General features: G+C 63.7%; 16 protein-coding genes. 8 read left to right on the top strand and 8 right to left on the bottom strand.

Annotated elements, in window-relative coordinates:
• Positions 1-9: 9 nt before the first annotated feature.
• The 5 genes from WH265_RS16705 to WH265_RS16685 all read right to left on the bottom strand — a co-directional run bounded on the left by WH265_RS16705 (position 10) and on the right by WH265_RS16685 (position 6,976).
• Positions 10-999: a Tim44 domain-containing protein gene (locus WH265_RS16705; RefSeq protein ID WP_339559019.1), complete on the bottom strand. Its 990-nt coding sequence runs from the start codon at positions 997-999 to the stop codon at positions 10-12.
• A gap of 147 nt (positions 1,000-1,146) precedes the next feature.
• A complete protein-coding gene (ubiE, locus tag WH265_RS16700) occupies positions 1,147-1,878 on the bottom strand; it encodes a bifunctional demethylmenaquinone methyltransferase/2-methoxy-6-polyprenyl-1,4-benzoquinol methylase UbiE (RefSeq protein ID WP_021027836.1) in 732 nt (243 codons plus the stop codon).
• A 190-nt stretch (positions 1,879-2,068) separates the two neighbouring features.
• Positions 2,069-2,485 carry a DUF971 domain-containing protein gene (locus WH265_RS16695; RefSeq protein ID WP_339559018.1) on the bottom strand — a complete coding sequence of 139 codons (417 nt, stop codon included), beginning with the start codon at positions 2,483-2,485 and terminating at the stop codon, positions 2,069-2,071.
• A 103-nt stretch (positions 2,486-2,588) separates the two neighbouring features.
• Entirely contained in the window at positions 2,589-3,068 is a 480-nt protein-coding gene (locus WH265_RS16690; RefSeq protein WP_339559017.1) for an HIT family protein, read from the bottom strand.
• Positions 3,065-6,976, bottom strand: a complete 3,912-nt coding sequence (locus WH265_RS16685) for an FAD/FMN-binding oxidoreductase (protein WP_339559016.1) — start codon at positions 6,974-6,976, stop codon at positions 3,065-3,067. The genes WH265_RS16690 and WH265_RS16685 overlap by 4 nt, the downstream gene beginning before the upstream one ends.
• A gap of 503 nt (positions 6,977-7,479) precedes the next feature.
• Here WH265_RS16685 and ugpB point away from each other — a divergent pair.
• From ugpB to ugpQ, 5 genes are all read left to right on the top strand, one after another.
• Positions 7,480-8,796: a sn-glycerol-3-phosphate ABC transporter substrate-binding protein UgpB gene (ugpB, locus tag WH265_RS16680; protein ID WP_133858713.1), complete on the top strand. Its 1,317-nt coding sequence runs from the start codon at positions 7,480-7,482 to the stop codon at positions 8,794-8,796.
• Between the two features lie 110 nt (positions 8,797-8,906).
• Positions 8,907-9,788, top strand: coding sequence for a sn-glycerol-3-phosphate ABC transporter permease UgpA (gene ugpA, locus WH265_RS16675; protein WP_027011101.1), 882 nt, complete (start codon positions 8,907-8,909; stop codon positions 9,786-9,788).
• A 2-nt stretch (positions 9,789-9,790) separates the two neighbouring features.
• Positions 9,791-10,639: a sn-glycerol-3-phosphate ABC transporter permease UgpE gene (ugpE, locus tag WH265_RS16670; protein WP_021027830.1), complete on the top strand. Its 849-nt coding sequence runs from the start codon at positions 9,791-9,793 to the stop codon at positions 10,637-10,639.
• Between the two features lie 54 nt (positions 10,640-10,693).
• Positions 10,694-11,701 (top strand): sn-glycerol-3-phosphate import ATP-binding protein UgpC, encoded by a 1,008-nt coding sequence (locus WH265_RS16665; RefSeq protein WP_021027829.1) that lies wholly within the window; start codon positions 10,694-10,696, stop codon positions 11,699-11,701.
• A gap of 115 nt (positions 11,702-11,816) precedes the next feature.
• Positions 11,817-12,590 (top strand): glycerophosphodiester phosphodiesterase, encoded by a 774-nt coding sequence (gene ugpQ, locus WH265_RS16660; protein ID WP_027011100.1) that lies wholly within the window; start codon positions 11,817-11,819, stop codon positions 12,588-12,590.
• Positions 12,591-12,671: 81 nt separating this feature from the next.
• Here the strand turns inward: ugpQ and WH265_RS16655 are convergent, their stop codons facing one another.
• The 3 genes from WH265_RS16655 to WH265_RS16645 all read right to left on the bottom strand — a co-directional run bounded on the left by WH265_RS16655 (position 12,672) and on the right by WH265_RS16645 (position 15,568).
• Positions 12,672-13,646, bottom strand: coding sequence for a Bug family tripartite tricarboxylate transporter substrate binding protein (locus tag WH265_RS16655; protein ID WP_339559015.1), 975 nt, complete (start codon positions 13,644-13,646; stop codon positions 12,672-12,674).
• A 135-nt stretch (positions 13,647-13,781) separates the two neighbouring features.
• Positions 13,782-15,221, bottom strand: coding sequence for a hypothetical protein (locus WH265_RS16650; RefSeq protein ID WP_339559014.1), 1,440 nt, complete (start codon positions 15,219-15,221; stop codon positions 13,782-13,784).
• Between the two features lie 68 nt (positions 15,222-15,289).
• Positions 15,290-15,568, bottom strand: a complete 279-nt coding sequence (locus WH265_RS16645; protein WP_021027825.1) for a hypothetical protein — start codon at positions 15,566-15,568, stop codon at positions 15,290-15,292.
• Between the two features lie 79 nt (positions 15,569-15,647).
• Between WH265_RS16645 and hemA the strand changes: the two genes are divergently transcribed.
• From hemA to WH265_RS16630, 3 genes are all read left to right on the top strand, one after another.
• Positions 15,648-16,964 carry a glutamyl-tRNA reductase gene (hemA, locus tag WH265_RS16640; protein ID WP_021027824.1) on the top strand — a complete coding sequence of 439 codons (1,317 nt, stop codon included), beginning with the start codon at positions 15,648-15,650 and terminating at the stop codon, positions 16,962-16,964.
• Between the two features lie 120 nt (positions 16,965-17,084).
• Entirely contained in the window at positions 17,085-18,170 is a 1,086-nt protein-coding gene (prfA, locus tag WH265_RS16635) for a peptide chain release factor 1 (protein WP_339559013.1), read from the top strand.
• 8 nt (positions 18,171-18,178) lie between these two features.
• Positions 18,179-20,200 (top strand): PEP/pyruvate-binding domain-containing protein, encoded by a 2,022-nt coding sequence (locus WH265_RS16630; protein WP_339559012.1) that lies wholly within the window; start codon positions 18,179-18,181, stop codon positions 20,198-20,200.

The raw sequence follows: 20,200 nt of genomic DNA, 5'->3' as shown, positions 1-20,200 counted from the left end.
AAACTTTGCTTACTGCAGCGCTTGCAGACCTGCTACGAGCCAACCACTGGTGCCGTCCTTGGGCTTGGTCATGTTCCAGACTTCGCGGAAGGGGCTGGGGCCGGCATGCGCTTCTTCGCGGATCATGCCCGAGAACTCGACGCTGGCCATGTAGGCATTGCCGACATCCTCGATACCCAGCAGCTGGGCTTCGAGCATCACCACATCGGTCTGGTTGGGCTGCACGCCTTCGCGGTGCTGCTCACGGTCCTGCAGCTGGCCCTTGACTTCGCCGAGCATGTCGTCGGTCATCATCGAGCGCAGGGTGTTGATGTCCGAGCGGTCCCAGGCGGACTGCAGGGTCACGAAGTTGCGCTTGGCGGCCTCCAGGAAGCCATTGGTGTCGAAACCTTCTGGCACACCCCAGGATTGGGCACCGGCCAGGCCGGAGCCGATCATGCTGCCACCAGCGGCGGCGGCAGGCGCAGCGCCCTGCTCCCAGGGGCGGGCCGAGGCGTCGTTGCCGACCTTCTCGGGGTTGTACTGCGGGGCCACCGGTGCCGAGACCGGCGCTTGCGGCGCGGCGTTGCCAGCACCTTGGAAGGCGAAGGGCGACTGCGCAGGCTGGGCCGTAGCAGCACCCTTGCGGCGCATCACAAAGCCGACGATGGCCAGCACCGCCATGATGGCCAGGCCGATCAGCAGCATGTTGGCAAAAGCTTCACCAAAGCCCAGCGAGTGGGCGAGCCAGGCCAGGCCCAGACCAGCGGCCAGGCCGCCGAGCATCGCGCCCCAAGGCTTCTTGGGGGCCGCAGGGGCGGCATTCGGGGTGGCGGGGCGCTGGGCTTGCGCAGGCGCGGTGGCATTGTTGCCAGGCGCTTGCGCAGGCGTCGCCTGCCGTTGGGTCACATTGCCGGACTGCTGGCCCATGGACTTGCCACCTCCCATGCGCTTGGCATCGGCATCGAGGTGCACAAATGCCAGCAGTACCACCAAGACCACTGACCACAGTTTTGTCATATTTGCTCCGTTTTGTTAGGGCCGGTACGCCTTTGCGCCGGCTATTACATTCACGCCCACTTCTCAGCAACACCGGTCTGTTGTGTTGTATTGCGCTGGGCACTGGGCAGGCGCCTGGCTTTGCGACCGGTATCACATCTCACTTTTTCAGCATTTGATCCCGACATGCAAGGCGGTAATCCCTGCCGTCATATTGTGGTAGTCCACATGGCCAAAGCCTGCTTTTTGCATCATGGCCTTGAGTTCGGCCTGGCCAGGATGCATGCGAATCGATTCGGCCAGGTAGCGGTAGCTGTCGGCATCACCCGCCACCATCTTCCCTATACGTGGTAGCACCTGGAAGGAATACAAGTCGTAGGCCTTCTCCAGCGGCTTGGCCACCTTGGAAAACTCCAGCACCAGCAGCTTGCCGCGCGGCTTGAGCACACGGCACATTTCCTTGAGCGCCTGGTCCTTGTTGGTCATGTTGCGCAGGCCAAAGGCCACGCTCACCAGGTCAAAGTACTGGTCGGGGAAAGGCAGGGCTTCGGCATCGCAGACCGTGGTGGGCAGGTTCAGGCCCTTGTCGATCAGGCGGTCGCGGCCCACGCGCAGCATGGCTTCGTTGATATCGGTGTGCACCACCTGGCCACTCTGGCCCACCTTTTTCGCAAAGGCCAGCGACAGATCACCGGTACCGCCCGCGATGTCCAGCACGCGCTGGCCTTCCTTGAGGTTGGCGACCATGACGGTGTAGTGCTTCCAGACCCGGTGCAGGCCACCGGACATCAGGTCGTTCATCACGTCATATTTGCTCGCGACCGAGTCGAACACGCCGCGCACCTTGCGCGCCTTGTCCTTCTCGTCAACCGTCTCAAATCCAAAGTGGGTGGTACTCATGGTGTGAATGCTAGCAAGCTCTGTAACGTCCGACCCCCATACCCCGAATTATTCGAGGGTATGCAGTTCAATGCATAAAACGCCCAAAGCCAATGGTGGCGAATACTCAAAGCTATAAGTTTAATAGCTTTAAATACAAAATTTTTCCGAATGACCGCGTGGCCATTCGGTGATCAGGGCCAGTGCTGGCTCAGTGCTGGTGTCCGCAGGCGCTGCCGGCCTTGCCAGGCATGGGCAGGTCGCGGTCCGCGCCTGCTGCCTGCAGGCGGTCCAGGTAGTCCTGCCAGAGCTCGGTCTGGCGGCTGCCCAGCTCGTAGAGGTACTGCCAGCTGTAGAGGCCGCTTTCATGGCCGTCCGAGAAGATGGGCTTGATGGCGTAGTTGCCCACCGGCTCCACCGCGACGATCGTCACATCGCGCTTGCCGGTCTGCAGCACCTCCTGGCCTGGGCCGTGGCCCTGCACTTCGGCGGACGGCGAGTACACGCGCAGCAGCTCGAACGGCAGGCGAAAGGCCGCGCCATCGGCGTATTGCACTTCCAGCACGCGGCTTGCGCCATGCACCGTCAGTGCGGTCGGGGTGGGGGTATCCTGGTTCAAGCCAGCCATGTCAATCCTTTGCAAACCAGGCGCAGCGGCCCGCAGGCCCAGGCCCAGATGAATGCAGGGCGGGCCCTCTGCGCCAGCGCCATGCTATCAAAAACAATAGCAATTATGCCGTACGCAGGCGCTCCAGCGCTGCCTGCATGCGCGCTTCGGCCACTGGCAGTTGCGCAGCCAGCGCCGCTTCGCGCTGCGCATCACGTGGCCGCTGGGCCGCAGCCCAGACGGGCGCGGGGAAATGGCTGTCCTCCGCGAAGCGCGCAATCACATGCCAGTGCAGATGGGGCACCATATTGCCCAGGGTCGCCAGGTTGATCTTGGCCGGTGCGGGCTCCAGCGCCCGCAGCGCCAGCTCCACCGCCATCACCGCATCCATGCACCACTGGCGCTCGGACTCGGACAGATCCGAGAATTCGGCCACATGCGCAGCCCAGACCACGCGGTAAAAGGCAGGAAAGCCGGCCTCGTCGGCATGGATGACGCGCAGCAGCGCGCCACCCCGGGCGCCCTGCCAGACCAGGCGTCCGCCCTCGGTCTGGCACAGCGGGCAGTCGGGGTTAGCGTTGGCGTTGGCGTGGGCGGCCGTCATACCAGCACCCGCTCGATGCCGCCTTGGTTGGCACGCTGCACGTACTCGGGCATCCAGTTCTCACCCAGGATCTCGCGCGCCATCTCGACCACGATGTAGTCCGCTTCGAGCAGGCCGTTTTGCAGGTCGTCCTGGTAGCGGTTGAGGCCCTGCAGGCAGCTCGGGCAGCTGGTCAAAATCTTGACGTTCTCCTTGGCTTCGACCTGGCCGGATTCGCGCAGCTGCGCTTCGCCCTTGCGGATTTCTTCCGTCTTGCGAAAGCGGATCTGGGTCGAGATATCGGGACGGGTCACACCCAGGGTGCCCGATTCGCCGCAGCAGCGCTCGCTCTTCAGCACGTTGTCACCCACCAGGGCCTTGACGGTCTTCATCGGGTCCTGCTGCTTCATCGGCGTGTGGCAGGGGTCGTGGTACAGGTAGGAGCTCTTGCCCTGCAAGGTCACACCCTTTTCCAGCAGGTATTCATGGATGTCGATGATGCGGCAGCCCGGGAAGATCTTGTCGAACTGGTAGCCCTGGAGCTGGTCGTAGCAGGTGCCGCAGCTCACCACCACCGTCTTGATGTCCAGGTAGTTCAAGGTCGTGGCCACGCGGTGGAAGAGCACCCGGTTGTCGGTGATCATCTTCTCGGCCTTGTCGAACTGGCCCGAGCCGCGCTGGGGATAGCCGCAGCACAGATAGCCCGGCGGCAGCACGGTCTGGACACCGGCATGCCAGAGCATGGCCTGCGTGGCCAGGCCGACCTGGCTGAACAGGCGCTCGGAGCCGCAACCGGGGAAATAGAACACCGCCTCGGTCTCGGAGGTGGTGGTCTTCGGGTCCCGGATGATGGGCACATAGTCCTTGTTCTCGATATCGAGCAGCGCGCGCGCCGTCTGCTTGGGCAGGCCACCGGGCAGCTTCTTGTTGACGAAGTGGATCACCTGCTCCTTGAGCGGTGCCGTGCCCACGCTGGCAGGCGGGTGCGCGGTCTGGCGCTTGCCAAAGCCCTTGAGCACATCGACCGCCAGGCGCTGGGCCTTGAAGCCCACGCCCACCATGGTCTTGCGCAGCAGCTTGATGGTGTCCGGGTTGGTGGCATTGAGCATGGCCATGGCCACCTTGTTGCCCGGCCGGAAGCTTTTCTTGCCCATCTGGCGCAGCAGGTTGCGCATGTTCATCGTCACATCGCCAAAGTCAATCTTGACGGGGCAAGGCGTGGCGCACTTGTGGCAGACCGTGCAGTGGTCCGAGACGTCTTCGAACTCCTGCCAGTGGCGGATCGACACGCCGCGGCGCGTCTGCTCTTCGTACAGGAAGGCCTCGACCAGCAGCGAGGTCGCCAGAATCTTGTTGCGGGGCGAGTACAGCAGGTTGGCGCGCGGCACATGGGTGGCGCAGACCGGCTTGCACTTGCCGCAGCGCAGGCAGTCCTTGACCGAGTCGGCAATCGCGCCGATATGGCTTTGCTGCATGATCAGCGACTCATGCCCCATCAGGCCAAACGATGGCGTGTAGGCATTGGTCAGATCGGCATACATCAGCGACTTGCGCGATTTGTCGCCCGCATAGGTCTGCTCCAGCAGCAGGCGGCGCTCTTCGGGGCGCAGCAGCTTGCCCTTGTTGAAGTGGCCGTGCGGGTCGATCTTGGCCTTGTACTCGGCAAAGGGGCGCAGCTCGTCGTCGCTCAAAAACTCCAGCTTGGTGATGCCGATGCCGTGCTCACCGGAGATCACGCCGTCCAGGCTGCGCGCCAGCGCCATGATGCGGGCCACGGCGGCATGCGCGGTGGTCAGCATTTCATAGTCATCGCTGTTGACGGGCAGGTTGGTGTGCACATTCCCGTCGCCGGCATGCATGTGCAGCGCGACAAACACGCGGCCCTTGAGCACGCGCTGGTGGATGGCCGCCACCTCGTCCATGATCGGCTTATAGGCCGAGCCACCAAAGATCGCGGCCAGCGGCGCGCGCAGGTCGTTCTTCCAGCTGGCACGCAGGCTGTGGTCCTGCAGTTGGCGGAACTGCTCGGCCACGCCATCGAGCCAGCCCTGCCAGCGGTTGCGCACCTCGGTAACCAGCACCAGCGCCTGCGCGACGCGGTCTTCCAGCAGCTCGGCGGACGGGATGTCGTTGGCGTCATCCTGCTTGCCCAGCGGCAGCTTGCCCTTGGCAAAAAAGTCGTGCAGCGCGTCGCAGAGCTTGATCTTGTTGTTCAGCGACAGCTCGATGTTGATGCGCTCGATGCCGTCGGTGTACTCGGCCATGCGGGGCAGCGGAATCACCACGTCTTCGTTGATCTTGAAGGCATTGGTGTGGCGGCTGATGGCGGCGGTGCGCTTGCGGTCCAGCCAGAATTTCTTGCGCGCCTCGGGGCTGATGGCGATAAAGCCTTCGCCACTGCGCGAGTTGGCGATGCGCACCACTTCGCTGGTCACGCGCGCCACCTCATCGGGGTTGTCGCCAACGATGTCGCCAAACAGCACCATCTTGGGCAGGCCGCCGTGCTTCTTGCTCTTGGTCGCATAGCCCACCGCCTTCAGGTAACGGTCATCGAGGTGCTCGAGCCCGGCCAGCAGCACGCCGCAGCGCTTTTGCTCGCCAAACATATAGTCCTTGATCTCGACGATCGAGGGCACGGCATCCTTGGCATTGCCAAAGAACTCCAGGCAGACGGTGCGGGTGTGCGAGGGCATGCGGTGCACTACCCAGCGCGCGCTGGTAATGAGGCCGTCGCAGCCCTCTTTCTGGATGCCCGGCAGGCCCGAGAGGAACTTGTCGGTCACATCCTTGCCCAGGCCTTCCTTGCGGAACTTGTAGCCGGGGATGTCCAGGCGCTCGGTGCGCACCAGGGTCTTGCCGTCGGCCTCCAGGTACTTCAGCTCGAAGCTGGCCATCTCGGCGTCGTGGATCTTGCCCAGGTTGTGGTCCAGGCGTGTGACTTCCAGCCACTGCGCATCGGGCGTGACCATGCGCCAGCTCGCCAGGTTGTCCAGCGCCGTACCCCAGAGCACGGCCTTCTTGCCGCCGGCATTCATCGCGATATTGCCGCCGATGCACGAGGCCTCGATCGAGGTCGGATCGACCGCAAACACAAAGCCGCCACGCTCGGCCGCATCGGCCACGCGCTGGGTCACGACACCGGCCTGCGACCAGACGGTGGGCACCAGGTGGTCGATGCCCGGCAGGGACACCATCTCCACCTCGGACATCTTCTCGAGCTTTTCGGTATTGATGACGGCACTGCGCCAGCTCAGCGGAATCGCGCCGCCGGTGTAGCCGGTGCCGCCGCCGCGCGGCACAATCGTCAGCCCCAGGCCGATACAGGCCTTGACCAGCACGGCCATTTCCTCTTCGGTGTCGGGCGTCAGCACGACAAACGGGTATTCGACGCGCCAGTCGGTCGCATCGGTCACATGGCTCACACGTGAGAGGCCGTCGAACTTGACATTGTCCTTGGCGGTCAGCGGCTTGAAGACGCGCTGCACCTTGCGGCGCAGCTCGGTGGCCTCCTGCAAGGTGGTGTCGAACTCGGACACCGCCACCTGCGCTGCGGCAATCAGCTGCCCCACCAGCGCATCGCGCGCCGGGTCCTCGGCGGGCGCGCGGCGCTTTTGCACCTCGGCCAGGCGGTGCTCCAGTGCTTCCACCAGCTGCTTGCGGCGGCCCGGGTTGTGCAGCAGGTCGTCTTGCAGATAGGGGTTGCGTTGCACCACCCAGATATCCCCCATCACCTCGTAGAGCATGCGCGCCGAGCGGCCCGTCTTGCGCTCCTGGCGCAGCTGGTCGAGCAGATCCCAGGCCTGCGCGCCCAGCAAGCGAATGACGATTTCGCGGTCGGAGAACGAGGTGTAGTTGTAGGGGATCTCGCGGAGACGGGCGGGCCCGTCAACCTGTGCTTGCAAGCTTGCCAGCGCAATCGGTGCGTTCATGTGTGGGGACCTGTACGGGAGCGGGCGCTCCCTTTTATGGGTAAGCAGTGGGGCCACCGATTTTATGACACCGGGCTTGCACGCATGGCTGCCCGTTTTAAAACATGGTACGCCGCAGTCTGGCTTTGCCGCATGGCCCCTGCCGGCGCTGGAGCCATCCCGGCGCCCGCCTGCGTCAGCGCCTACTTTTTCCTATTTTTTCTTATTTGATCGAAATTGAGCATTTCGAACTCCCCACCCACCTCTACCACAACTGTTTGACAGTCCCATGTGACAACCCCAAAGCACTGTCGCGTCTAAACCCCTAAGGTTACACTTTTCTCTCGAATACGAATGGCGGCTGAACTACAATCGTAACGCCTTGTATTTGTTGACGCTGTGCGGACGGGCGCTGGCTTTCCCCAGTTGCCTAAAACCAGCGGATATGCCACAACGTCACAGAACATTCACAAACGCCACATACGATTCGTTTTTGAGCGTTTTATAAACCCCTAGGAGCATTCATGCACTTCAAGCGTTTGGTCATCGCTGCCGGTATTGCAGCCACTACCAGCCTGTCCGCCCATGCCGTCACCGAGATCCAATGGTGGCACTCCATGACCGCCGTGAACAACGAATGGGTCAACGACCTGGCCAAGGAGTTCAACGACAGCCAAAAGGAATACAAGGTTGTGCCAACCTTCAAGGGTGTGTACGACGAGTCGATGACGGCAGCGATCGCGGCCTTCCGCTCGGGCAATGCGCCCCACATTCTGCAAGTGTTTGAAGTGGGCACCGCCACGATGATGGCCTCCAAGGGCGCTACCGTGCCCGTGGGCAAGGTGATGTCGGACGCCGGCGTGTCCTTCGACCCCAAGGCCTACATCCCAGCGGTTGCCGGTTACTACACCGCGCCTAACGGCCAGATGCTGAGCTTCCCGTTCAACAGCTCGACGACCATCTTCTACTACAACAAGGACGCCTTCAAGAAGGCCGGTCTGGACGCGGAAAAGGCGCCCACCACCTGGCCTGAAGTGTTCGCTGCGGCCAAGAAGCTCAAGGAAAGCGGCCACAGCTGCCCGATGACCCTGGCATGGCAAGGCTGGACCCAGCTGGAGTCCTTCTCCACCTGGCACAACGTCGAGTTCGCGACCGAGCACAATGGCCTGTCTGCCAACGGCTACAAGGCACGCCTGAAGATCAACTCGCCACTGCACGTCAAGCACATCGACAACCTGGCCGCTGCCGCCAAGGCCGGTGAGTTTGTCTACAAGGGCCGTGCGTCCACCGCCCAGGCTTCGTTCACCGCCGGTGAATGCGCGATGATCCAGACCTCGTCCGGTTTCTACGGCGACGTGGCCAAGAACGCCAAGTTCGCCTACGGCCTGGCACCCCTGCCTTACTACCCTGACGTCAAGGGCGCGCCTCAGAACACCGTGATCGGTGGCGCATCGCTGTGGGTGATGGCCGGCAAGAAATCCGAAGAGTACAAGGGCGTGGCCAAGTTCTTCGAATTCCTGTCGCAAACCAAGGTGCAGGCCGCTTCGCACCAGCGCACCGGCTACCTGCCTGTGACGATGGCCGCGTATGACCTGACCGAAAAGTCCGGTTTCTACCAAAAGAACCCTGGCACCGACACCGCCGTGACGCAGATGATCCGCAAGGTCACCGACAACTCGCGTGGTATCCGCCTGGGCAACTACGTACAGATCCGCACCATCGAGGACGAAGAACTCGAACAGGTCTGGGCTGGCAAGAAGACCGGCAAGGAAGCCCTGGACTCCATCGTGAGCCGTGGCAACGAACTGCTGGCCCGCTTCGAAAAGTCGTACAAGCCTTAATCCTTTCATCACATGCGCCCACCCTGCACGCGTGGGGCGGGCGCAGTCGATGAGCCATCGCCCGGCGGCTGTCCTCAGCCCCGGCGGTTTTTTTGTTTTTGAGCTCCATCATGGAAAAACGCGTACTTTTCCGCTCTAAATGGCTGCCCTGGGTGTTGATTGCACCGCAGTTGCTGATCATTGGCATTTTCTTTTTCTGGCCCGCTGGCCAGGCTGTGCTGCAGTCCTTCCAGATGGAAGACGCCTTCGGCATGAGCACCGAATGGGTGGGGCTGGAGAACTTCCGCAACCTGTTCGCCGATCCCACCTATCTGAATTCCTTCAAGCGCACCGCCATGTTCTCGGTGCTGGTCGCAGGCGCGGGCATTGCCATCTCGCTGGTGCTGGCCATCTTTGCCGACCGCATCGTGCGCTTTGCGATGGTCTACAAGACCTTGCTGATCGTTCCCTACGCTGTTGCGCCCGTCATTGCCGGCGTGCTGTGGGTGTTCCTGTTCTCGCCATCCATCGGCGTGGTCACCTATTACCTGGGCAAGCTGGGCTACAACTGGAACCACATGATGAATGACAACCAGGCGATGGCGCTGATCGTCATGGCCTCGGTGTGGAAGCAGATTTCCTACAACTTCCTGTTCTTCCTGGCGGGCCTGCAGTCCATCCCCAAGGCGCTGATCGAAGCGGCATCGATCGATGGTGCCAGCCCCTGGCGCCGCTTCTGGAACATCCAGCTGCCGCTGCTCTCGCCCACCACCTTCTTCCTGCTGGTGATCAACATCGTCTACGCGTTCTTCGACACCTTCGGCATCATCGATGCGGCAACGCAAGGCGGCCCCGGCCAATCGACCTCGATCCTGGTCTACAAGGTCTACCAGGACGGCTTCAAGGCGCTGGATCTGGGCGGCTCCGCAGCGCAGTCCGTCGTGCTGATGCTGATCGTCATCGTGCTGACCGTGGTGCAGTTCCGCTATGTTGAAAAGAAAGTGCAGTACTGATCATGGTTGACCGCAATCCCTGGCTCAATTTCCTCTCGCACGCCGTGCTGGTGCTCGGCGTGGCGATTGTGGCCTTCCCGCTGTACCTGGCTTTCATTGCATCGACCCACACGGCCGATGCCATCGTGCAGTCTCCCATGCCGCTGCTGCCTGGCGCCCACCTCTGGGAAAACTACCAGGCCGCGCTGTTTGGCTCGGGCAAGCTGGGCTCCAACACCAATGTCATGCACATGATGTGGGTGAGCTTCTGGGTGGCGATGATCATCACCGTCGGCAAGATCGCGATCTCGCTGCTGTCGGCCTTTGCCATCGTCTACTTCCGCTTCCCCTTCAAGATGATCTGCTTCTGGGCAATTTTCCTCACGCTGATGCTGCCCGTTGAAGTGCGGATTCTGCCCACCTACAAGGTCGTGGCGGAACTGGGCCTGCTCAACAGCTATGCCGGTCTGACCTTGCCGCTGATCGCCTCGGCCACCGCCACCTTCCTGTTCCGCCAGTTCTTCCTGACGGTGCCCGATGAGTTGGTGGAAGCCGCACGCATCGACGGCGCCGGCGCGATGCGCTTTTTCAAGGACATCCTGGTGCCGCTGTCGCGCACCTCGATTGCGGCCCTGTTCGTGATCCAGTTCATCTACGGCTGGAACCAGTACCTCTGGCCCTTGCTGATGACCACCTCGGAAGACATGTACCCCGTGGTGATCGGTATCAAGCGCATGCTGGCAGGCGGCGAAGCCGCTGTGGACTGGAATATCGTGATGGCCACCGCCATCTTGGCTATGCTGCCACCGACCCTGGTGGTGATGCTGATGCAAAAGTGGTTTGTCAAAGGTCTGGTGGATACCGAAAAGTAACCCCTCGCCATCTTGTCCCTCCACCATCTTTGACCGATACAACGAAACCTTCTTATGGCTTCCATCTCTCTCAAGAACATTGTCAAACGCTACGGCACCGGCAAATCGGCCGTGCCCGTGATCCATGGCGTCAATGCCGAAATCAAGGACGGTGAATTCATCGTTCTGGTGGGCCCCTCGGGCTGCGGCAAGTCGACCCTGCTGCGCATGATTGCCGGCCTCGAAGAAATCACCGGCGGTGACCTGATGATTGGCGACAAGATCGTCAACAACCTCGAGCCCGCCAAGCGCAACATCGCCATGGTGTTCCAGAACTACGCGCTCTACCCGCACATGAGCAACTACGAGAACATGGCCTATGGCCTGAAGCTCGCCAAGGTGCCCGAGGACGAGATCAAGCGCCGCGTGGACAAGGCTGCCAAGATTTTGGAGCTGTCGCACCTGCTGGACCGCAAGCCGCGCCAGCTGTCGGGCGGCCAGCGCCAGCGCGTGGCCATGGGCCGCGCCATCGTGCGCCAGCCCCAGGTTTTCCTGTTTGACGAGCCGCTGTCCAACCTGGATGCCAAGCTGCGCGGCCAGACCCGCATCGAAATCCAGAAGCTCCATGCCGAGCTGGGCATCACCAGCCTGTTCGTGACCCACGACCAGGTCGAAGCGATGACCCTGGCCCAGCGCATGATCGTGATGAACGGCGGCAATGTAGAGCAGTTCGGCACGCCCGAAGAGGTCTACCACACGCCCGCATCGACCTTTGTCGCCGGCTTCATCGGCTCGCCGCCGATGAACCTGCTGAAGAATTCTGCCAATGGCAAGGCCGGTCAGATCCTGGGTATCCGCCCCGAGCACATCGACCTGGTGGCCTCGGGTGGCTGGGAGTTCCAGGTCGAAACCGTGGAGCTGCTGGGCGCCGAGCGCCTGCTGTACGGCAAAGTGGGCGGCGAGCAAGTCACCGTGCGCGTGGAAGAAGGCACGCCCTTCCCCAAGCCCGGTGAAGTGGCGCGCATCAGCGCACGCGAAGACCGCCTGCACTGGTTCCACGCAGAAACCGGCAAGCGCATCTGAGCGCAGCAAGGCGATGTGCACAGCGGCCACGCCTTGGCTCCTGACCTGAACGCTTGAACACCAGCGCCCAAGTGCAGCACTTGCGGCGCTTTTCTTTTTTCTCATCGAGATTGATATGACGCTTTCTAGCAACTGGCCCTATCCACGCTGGGTGGCCCACCGCGGCGCAGGCAAACTGGCACCCGAGAACACCATGAGCGCCTTCCGCCTGGGCGCCGCGCACGGCTACCGCATGTTCGAGTGCGATGCCAAGCTCAGCCGCGATGGCGTGCTGTTTCTGATGCACGATGCGGACCTGAAACGCACCACCAATGCCCAGGGCACCGGCAGCGACCTGAGCATGGGTGAGCTCGCCCAGCTCGATGCCGGCAGCTGGCATTCGCGCAGCCATGCGGGCGAGAACCTGCCCACCCTGGAGGCGCTGGCCCGCTGGTGCCTGGCCAACCACCTTTTCCTGAACGTCGAGATCAAGCCCACGCCCGGCCAGGAGCTGGAAACAGGCCGTGCAGCCGGTGCGCTGATGAACCGCATCTGGCCGCAAACCGTGGTGCCGCCGCTTTTCACCTCGTTCAAGGCCGATTCGCTGCGCGGCGCGCGCGAAGTGGCAGCGCATATCCCACGCGGCCTGCTGGTCGACAAGCTGGCCGATGGCAGCGGCGACGCCGAGCTGCAGCTGGCGCTGGAGCTGGGCTGCCAGGCGCTGGTGCTCAACCATGCGCTCTGGGATGCCGCGCTAGTGGCCAAGGTCCATGCCGCAGGCCTCTACTGCAGCAGCTACACGGTCAACGACGAATGGGCCGCGCAGCGCCTGATCGACCTGGGCACTGATGGCATCATCACCGACCGGGTGGACCTGTTCAGCCCGGCGCAGGATGGTCCGCTGCTGTAATTCCATCGCGCCCATCGCGCTTTGGCTGACAGCCAGACAAAAGCCCGGCATGGCTGGGCTTTTGTTTGTGCGCGATGCGCCTCAGTCCATCTTGGTGCCCGAGGCCTTCACCGCCTCGGCCCAGCGCGGCATCTCGCTGGCCAGGAACTGGCTGAACGCCTCGGCACCGAGAAAGGCCGGGTCGGCGCCCTGCTCCACCATGCGCCCGCGCACATCGGGCATCTGCATCACCTGGCCAAAGGCGGCGCTGAGCTGGTCCACCACCGCTTTGGGCGTACCTGCTGGCGCAAGAAAGCCATAGAAGCCCACGACCTCAAAGCCCTTGAGCCCGCTTTCAATGGCCGTCGGCACCTCGGGCAGCGCGGGATTGCGCTCCTTGCTGGTGACGGCCAGCGCACGCACCTTGCCCTGCTTGTGGTAGGCAGCGGCCTGCGGAATGCTCTCTGCCATGAACTGCACCTGGCCGCCCACCAGATCGGTAAAGGCCGGCGCGCTGCCCTTGTAGGGGATATGCACCAGGTCCAGCCCGGTGGCGTTTTTGAACATCTCGGGCACCAGGTGGCTGATGCCGCCATTGCCCGCCGAGCCAAAGTTGACCTTGCCGGGGTGGGCCTTGGCGTAGCTGATGAACTCCTGCAGGTTCTTGGCTGGCACCTTGTTGTTGACCAGCAGGGCCAAGGGCTGCATCGCCGTGCGCGCCACCGGCGTGAAATCGCGCAAGGTGCTGTAGGGCAGCTTGGGGTAGAGCGCCGGGTTGATCACCATCACCCCGGTGTTGGCCAGCATCAAGGTATAGCCATCGGCCGGCGCTTTCATGACATCCTGCGCGCCCACCGCGCCACCGGCACCGGGCTTGTAGTCCACGATGATGGGCTGGCCCAGCACGCCCTGGAGCTTGTCGGTCAGCAGGCGGGCATGCTGGTCCAGCGGGCCGCCTGCGGGAAAGCCGATGACCACCCGCACCGGCTTGCTCGGAAAAGGCTGCTGCGCCTGGGCCGCGGCGCTGAACGCCAGCCCGGCGATTGCGGCCAGGCAGGCGTGTGCGATGTGCTTCATGGTCTGTCTCCTTGGGTTTGTTATCGGTAGAGAGGCAGGCCGTGCGAACGCAGCCTGCAAACCCATCATGACCGGCACACCCCGCTTCTACAACCGGCGTCTGTCTCGCATTTTTTCGGATTGACGCCGCACCCGTCAGGCGGTAGCTGCCGCCGCCTCGCCAGCGGGCGCTGCCTTGCGCCGCCACCACAGCCACAGCCAGCCCAGGCCTTGCACTGCCACCAGCAGCACCAGCATGTCCAGCGCCAGCTGCGCGGCCCACAGGTGCTTGCTCATGTCGCGCACGCCTTCGCCCAGCAGCACGATGATGACCTGCGAGACCACCAGGAGCGCCAGCAGCAAGCCGCCCACCGCCAAGGGCTGCAAGCGGCCGGCCTGGCGGCTGCGGCTGGCCGCAAACAGCGCCAGTGCGCCCAGCAGGAAGAATGGCGCCAGCGGCGTGACGATGCGGTCGCGCAGCGCGCTCATGCGCAGCAGCAGGTCGGTGACCGGTTGGGCACCACCGTCGTGGCGATGGAGGTAGAAGTTGCCGGGAAACACATGGAAGTACTGCACCGTGAAATGGCTGGGCAGCGCAAAGCGGGCCAGGCGCCACAGGGTGAGCGGGTAGTGCAGATAAGGCCGCAGCACATCACCCTTGCCCAGCTTGGGCGTGACAGGGTAGCAATCTCGATCCGTGTGCTGCACCTGGGTGCCGCCCGGGCCCGAGAGCGCATTGCCCCAGGCATCGACGCCAATGCAGTCCCGGCGCTCGGCCGGCACGCCCAGGCCATCGAGCTGCCCGGGTGTGAGTACCATGTACGAGCCCAGGTAGACGCCATGGTAGGCATTGAGGCTCGTATTTTTGCCGATCAGCAAGGGCACCAGGCACAGCACCTGCACCGCCAGCAGCAGCTTGAGCAGGCCCTTGTCGGGCAGCATGCGCTGCCAGCGGGCGCCCGCCCAAACGCACAACAGCGCCAGCAGCGGCACATAGAAATACTGCACCTTGGCCAGGCCGCAGACCAGCGCCCCCAGACCCAGGCCGACCAGCCGTACAGCCCGGCGCGAGGCCAGCAGGCCCAGCAGCAGCAGCGGCAGCGCAATCAGGCAGGCGTATTCGGCATAAAAGGATTGGGCCATACCGATGTTGTGCGCCATAAAGAACACGGCCAGCCAGGCCAGCACCATGGCCGACCAGCCCAGCGCGCCACGCTGCAGCGCAGCCGCGCATTGCCAGGCCAGCACAGCGGCATAGGCGAGCAGCAGCAGCTTGGCCGCCAGCGCCGTGCGCGCGAGGTCAAACATATTCCCGGGCATAAAACGCTGCACCCAGCCGGCAAAAGTGAACATGTGCGAGGCCAGCTCCGGATTGCCCGGTGTGCGAAAGGGCCGATCGGGCAGTGCCCAGTGGATGCCATCACCCATGGGCGTCAGGTAGAGGTGGCCCACCACGCGCTGGAAATCATTGGTATCGGCAAACAGCAGAGCCTGCGAGCCCCAGACCAGCACCGCAGCTGCCGCGCCCACCACGAGGCAGCAGATACAGAAAAGCCACCGGGAGCGGTGGCCAGACAAGGGCATTGTGGTGGTCATCCCACAATTATGTCTGAATTGTAAAGAAACGTATAGCTAGCGTCGCAGAAATAACCGGAACCTCGGCATCAACGTCGCCAGCCACCCAGCACCACCCATTGGCTGCTGGCCAGTGCGATCACCAAAAGCGCATAGCCCATCAGGCTGCCGTCGCGGCCCTGCCACAGCAGCGCGACAAAGAGCGCAGCGCAGCCCACCAGAAAATGCAGCGCCAGCTGGCCATACCAGGGCAGCAGCGGCGTGGCCTTGCGTGCAAACAACCAGCGGGCGAGCACCAGCAACAGCGCCAAAAAGGCGGCCGGGGCACAGAAGTTCAGCAGATGCCAGAGGCTGGTGGTGGCAAGCATGGAGCGGACAGGTTGATATAAGTCAAGCTGGTACTGATACGACAAGCAATGGATTTACAGAGATTTTATAATCCCTGGCATGGCAGTTTGGGCCCTGGGCATCAACCACACGACGGCACCGGTCGACATTCGCGGCCGGTTTGCATTTGCACTCGACAAGATTGCGCCAACTTTGCAGAGTTTGCGCAGCACGATCTCGGGTGTGCACAGCCACGCCGGTGTGGAAACGGCCATCCTGTCCACCTGCAACCGCACCGAGATCTACTGTGCCGCCCAAGAGCCGGCGCTTGACCACACCCTGCGCTGGCTGGCCCAAAGTGGCGACCTGCCCGCCGAGGCGCTCAAAAACTACACCTACACCCTGCAAAACGACCTGGCCGCCCGCCACGCTTTTCGCGTCGCCAGCGGTCTGGATTCGATGGTGCTGGGCGAGGCCCAGATTCTGGGCCAGATGAAGAACGCCGTGCGCGCCGCTGAAGAAGCCGGCTCGCTGGGCACCACGCTCAACCAACTTTTCCAGCGCAGCTTTGCCGTCGCCAAGGAAGTGCGCAGCGCCACCGAAATTGGCGCGCACAGCATCAGCATGGCCGCCGCCGCCGTGCGCCTGGCCGGCCAGCTGTTTGAAGACCTGACCAAGATCCGCGTGCTGTTTGTTGGCGCTGGCGAGATGATCGAGCTCTGCGCCACCCATTTCGCGGCCAAGCAGCCGGCCCACATCACGGTGGCCAACCGCACCCTGGAGCGCGGCGAAAAGCTGGCGGGCCACTTTGGCGCCAGCACCATGCGCCTGGCCGATCTGCCCGACCACCTGCACGAATACGACGCCATCATCAGCTGCACCGCATCGAGCCTGCCGATCATCGGCCTGGGCGCCGTCGAGAGTGCGCTGAAAAAACGCAAGCGCCGCCCGATCTTCATGGTGGACCTGGCCGTTCCCCGCGATATCGAGGGTGAGGTCAAGAACCTGGGTGATGTCTACCTCTACACCGTGGATGACCTGGCCCATGTGGTCAAGGCCGGCCAGGAGCAGCGCCAGGCGGCCGTCGTGCAGGCCGAAACCATCATCGATGCCGGTGTGCAGCGCTTCATGCACTGGATGGACCAGCGCGCTCCGGAAGGCGGTGCCGTGCCCTTGATCCAGCAGATCAATGCGCAGGCCGATGTCTGGCGTGCGCTGGAGATCGAACGAGCCAAAAAACGCCTGGCCAAGGGAGAAGACATGGACGCGGTGCTCGATGCGCTGACGCGCGGCCTGTCGCAAAAGATTCTGCACGGCACCATGGCCGAGCTGCACGCGGGCGATGCCCAGGCGCGTGCCCAGACCGCGGACATGGTCTCGCGCCTGTTCCTGCGCAGCCAGCGCGGCGGTGGCAACGGCCACCAATCGGGTTTGTAGCGACGCTGCGCGGCCCAGCCGCCCCTGCTCGCTCCCCGCTCCCTCTCCTTTTCTCGGCCTGCCTGTTTGACCGCTGCATTTGCGGCAGCCCCGGCGCAGGCCCAGCCTTACCAGACCGCCATGAAAGACTTTCTCCGCCAACAGCTGGAACGCTATGCCGAGCGCCTCAATGAGCTGAATTTTCTGCTCTCGCGCGAGGACATCATGGCCAATATGCCGCAGTTCCTCAAGCTCTCGCGCGAACACACCGATGTCGCCGCCGTAGCCGAGCGCTATGCGCGCTACCAGCAGATCGAATCCGATATCGAGGGCGCCAAGGAGATGCTGGCCGACCCGGACATGGCCGACATGGCGCGCGAAGAGATCAGCAGCGGCGAGGCCGAGCTGGAGCAGCTGGCCGCGCAGCTGCAGCGTATGCTGCTACCCAAGGACCCCGACGATGCCCGCCCCGCCTTTGTCGAAGTGCGGGCCGGCACCGGTGGTGATGAATCGGCGCTGTTTGCCGGCGACATCACCCGCATGTACACCCGCTACGCCGAGCGCATGGGCTGGCGGGTCGAGATCATGAGCGCCAACGAGGCCGAGCTGGGGGGCTACAAGGAAGTGGTGCTGCGCATCGATGGCGGCGACAACGTCTACGGCACCCTGCGCTTTGAATCGGGCGGCCACCGCGTGCAGCGCGTGCCCGCCACCGAAACCCAGGGCCGCATCCACACCAGCGCCTGCACCGTGGCGGTGATGCCCGAGCCCGATGAACAGCAGGCCATCACGCTGAACCCGGCTGATCTGCGCATCGACACCTTCCGCGCCAGTGGCGCAGGTGGCCAGCACATCAACAAGACCGATTCTGCTGTGCGCATCGTCCACTTGCCCACCGGCATCGTCGCCGAATGCCAGGACGGCCGCAGCCAGCACAGCAACAAGGCCAAGGCCTTGCAGGTGCTGCAGGCCCGTATCCAGGAAAAGGAACGCAGCGAACGCGCCGCCAAAGAGGCCGCCATGCGCAAGGGCTTGATCGGCTCGGGCGACCGCAGCGACCGCATCCGCACCTACAATTTCCCGCAGGGCCGCGTCACCGACCACCGCATCAACCTGACCTTGTACAAGCTCAGCTTCATCATGGATGGCGACCTCAGCGAGCTGTTGGAAGCGCTGCAGTCCGAACGCGAGGCCGAATTGCTGGCCGAGCTGGAAGTCAACCAATAAGGCCTGTGATGCCCAGCCACCACCCCGGTTTTGCGTTGCGCGCTGCCTGGCGTGCGGCGGGATACATCACCCTGTCGCTGGCCGCCAGCGGCGCCTCGGCGCAGCTGGCGCGCAAGCCCTCGATGTATGAGGATGGCCGTGCGCCGCAGGAGCTGATCGCCAGGCCAGGCAGCACACCTGCGCAGGCCATGGCCAACCACAGCAGCCAGCCCTTTGCCGCTGATCTGATGAGCCAAGCGGCCTTTGACCAGCTGGCCCGCGTCTACAACGCTGGCACGCCGCTGGCCCAGCCCCATGTGATCTTTGTGGTCGACCGCCAGGCGCGGCCTGCTGCCAAGCTCTACTTCATCAACACGCCGCGTTACCAGCTGCACGACCGTTTTCTGCGCGAGCAAGGCCTGCTGCGCGGCGGCAAGGATGCGCTGAACCGCAACTACCGTGACGCGGGGCGCCGCTTTATCCTGGGCACCCTGAGCTGGCAGCCGCAGATTAGCGGCTTTGTCTATGAATTCTGGGAAGGCGACCAGCTGACCGGCAGCTTGCTGCGCGAAACCGAAGCCCAGTTGCGCAACCACTTTTTTGCAGCCGTGCAGTTCAAGGCCAATGCCAGCGCGCAAGAGCAGGTGGCGGTCGCCGCAGGCATCCCCGCAGTCACGCAAAGCGCGCTGATCGGCCAGCAACGCTTTTTCCCCTTGAACCTCGGCCAGGCCGTGGGCCGCTTGCGCCTGGTGGACGATATCGACCAGGTGCAGGACCTGCAGCCCAGCGACATCGTGGTGCTGCGCCAGGTCCCCATCGCGTTGCCGCCCGTGGCAGGCGTGCTGACCGAGCAGCCCTCGACCCTGGTGTCGCATGTCAACCTGCTGGCTAAGGGCTGGGGCGTGCCCAATGCCTATGTACGCGATGCCAGCCAGCTGCTGGCCGCCTACAACGGCCAATGGGTGCATTTGGCGGTCAGCGCCAAGGACTACCAGCTGCGTGCCGCCACCGATGCCGAACGCAGCCAGGCCCTGGAGCGCACTGCCATCAAGCGCAGCCTGGCGGGCGCCAGCATCCAGACCGACACGCGCAGCACTGCGCTGCAGCCGCTGGCTGCGCTGCGCGCCAGCCACCGGCGCCAGTGCGGGGCCAAGGCCGCCAACCTGGGTGAGGTGCGGCATGCGGGCATAGCCGGGGTCCAGGTGCCTGATGGTTTTTGCCTGCCCTTTGGCGCCTATGCCAGCGCGATGCAGCGTTTTGGCCTGGCGGAAAAAGTGGCGCGCATGCAGCAGCAGCCAGGCTTTGACAGCGATGCCGCCCAGCGCCGCAGTGCCTTGGCAGCGCTGCGCGCCGAGATCGAGCAGATGCCGCTGGATGCCGCTTTTGCCCAGAGCCTGCAGGCGCGCTGGGCCAGCCAGTTGCAGCAGGCTGGCGTGTTTGTGCGCAGCTCCTCCAGCTCGGAAGATTTGCCCGGTTTCAGCGGTGCCGGCCTCTACACCACCGTGCCCAATGTGAAGGGCGAAGCGGCCTTGCAGGATGCGGTACGCAAGGTCTGGGCCTCGGTCTTCAACTTTGAGGCCTGGGAGGCGCGCCGTGCCGCCGGCATTGCGCAGGACGCCGTTGCGATGGCCGTGCTGGTGCAAAAGGCGGTGGACTCCGAGGCCTCGGGCGTGATGGTCACGCGCGACCCGCTGGGCCACACCCCGCACAGCGTGTTTATCGCCGCCAAGCGCGGTATCGGCATTCGCGTGGTGGAAGGCCGGCGGGTGGCAGAGCAGGTGCTGTACGCGCGCCGCAGCAAGGCCGTGCAGGTCCTCAGCCGCTCGGCCGAGGACACCGAGCTGCGCCTAGCACCCGGCGGTGGCGTGCAGGAAGTGGCCGTCGCGCAGCGCCAGGTGCTGAGCGATGCGCTGGTCAAACGCCTGGCCGATGCCGCTGCTGCGATCGAAAAGCAGTTTGGCGGCCGCACCCAGGATATTGAATGGGCGGTTGCTGGCGACCAGGTCCTGATCCTGCAATCGCGGCCCTTTGTGCAGGCCGCCAACCCATAA

Origin of the sequence: Comamonas sp. MYb396 (genome assembly GCF_037479555.1) — a bacterium.
Classification (GTDB): domain Bacteria; phylum Pseudomonadota; class Gammaproteobacteria; order Burkholderiales; family Burkholderiaceae_C; genus Comamonas.
The sequence above is the reverse complement of the archived record's forward strand: the minus strand, read 5'-3'. Positions and strand labels throughout refer to the sequence as shown.

Bases quoted from the DNA above. Each gene is read 5' to 3' on its own strand.
- WH265_RS16645 (WP_021027825.1), bottom strand. From the start codon at position 15,568: ATGCTTGCCACCACCAGCCTCTGGCATCTGCTGAACTTCTGTGCCCCG.
- ugpE (WP_021027830.1), top strand. From the start codon at position 9,791: ATGGTTGACCGCAATCCCTGGCTCAATTTCCTCTCGCACGCCGTGCTG.
- ugpB (WP_133858713.1), top strand. From the start codon at position 7,480: ATGCACTTCAAGCGTTTGGTCATCGCTGCCGGTATTGCAGCCACTACC.
- WH265_RS16650 (WP_339559014.1), bottom strand. From the start codon at position 15,221: ATGACCACCACAATGCCCTTGTCTGGCCACCGCTCCCGGTGGCTTTTC.
- WH265_RS16695 (WP_339559018.1), bottom strand. From the start codon at position 2,485: ATGGCTGGCTTGAACCAGGATACCCCCACCCCGACCGCACTGACGGTG.
- WH265_RS16630 (WP_339559012.1), top strand. From the start codon at position 18,179: ATGCCCAGCCACCACCCCGGTTTTGCGTTGCGCGCTGCCTGGCGTGCG.
- WH265_RS16690 (WP_339559017.1), bottom strand. From the start codon at position 3,068: ATGACGGCCGCCCACGCCAACGCCAACGCTAACCCCGACTGCCCGCTG.
- hemA (WP_021027824.1), top strand. From the start codon at position 15,648: ATGGCAGTTTGGGCCCTGGGCATCAACCACACGACGGCACCGGTCGAC.
- prfA (WP_339559013.1), top strand. From the start codon at position 17,085: ATGAAAGACTTTCTCCGCCAACAGCTGGAACGCTATGCCGAGCGCCTC.
- WH265_RS16685 (WP_339559016.1), bottom strand. From the start codon at position 6,976: ATGAACGCACCGATTGCGCTGGCAAGCTTGCAAGCACAGGTTGACGGG.
- ubiE (WP_021027836.1), bottom strand. From the start codon at position 1,878: ATGAGTACCACCCACTTTGGATTTGAGACGGTTGACGAGAAGGACAAG.
- WH265_RS16705 (WP_339559019.1), bottom strand. From the start codon at position 999: ATGACAAAACTGTGGTCAGTGGTCTTGGTGGTACTGCTGGCATTTGTG.
- ugpA (WP_027011101.1), top strand. From the start codon at position 8,907: ATGGAAAAACGCGTACTTTTCCGCTCTAAATGGCTGCCCTGGGTGTTG.
- WH265_RS16665 (WP_021027829.1), top strand. From the start codon at position 10,694: ATGGCTTCCATCTCTCTCAAGAACATTGTCAAACGCTACGGCACCGGC.
- WH265_RS16655 (WP_339559015.1), bottom strand. From the start codon at position 13,646: ATGAAGCACATCGCACACGCCTGCCTGGCCGCAATCGCCGGGCTGGCG.
- ugpQ (WP_027011100.1), top strand. From the start codon at position 11,817: ATGACGCTTTCTAGCAACTGGCCCTATCCACGCTGGGTGGCCCACCGC.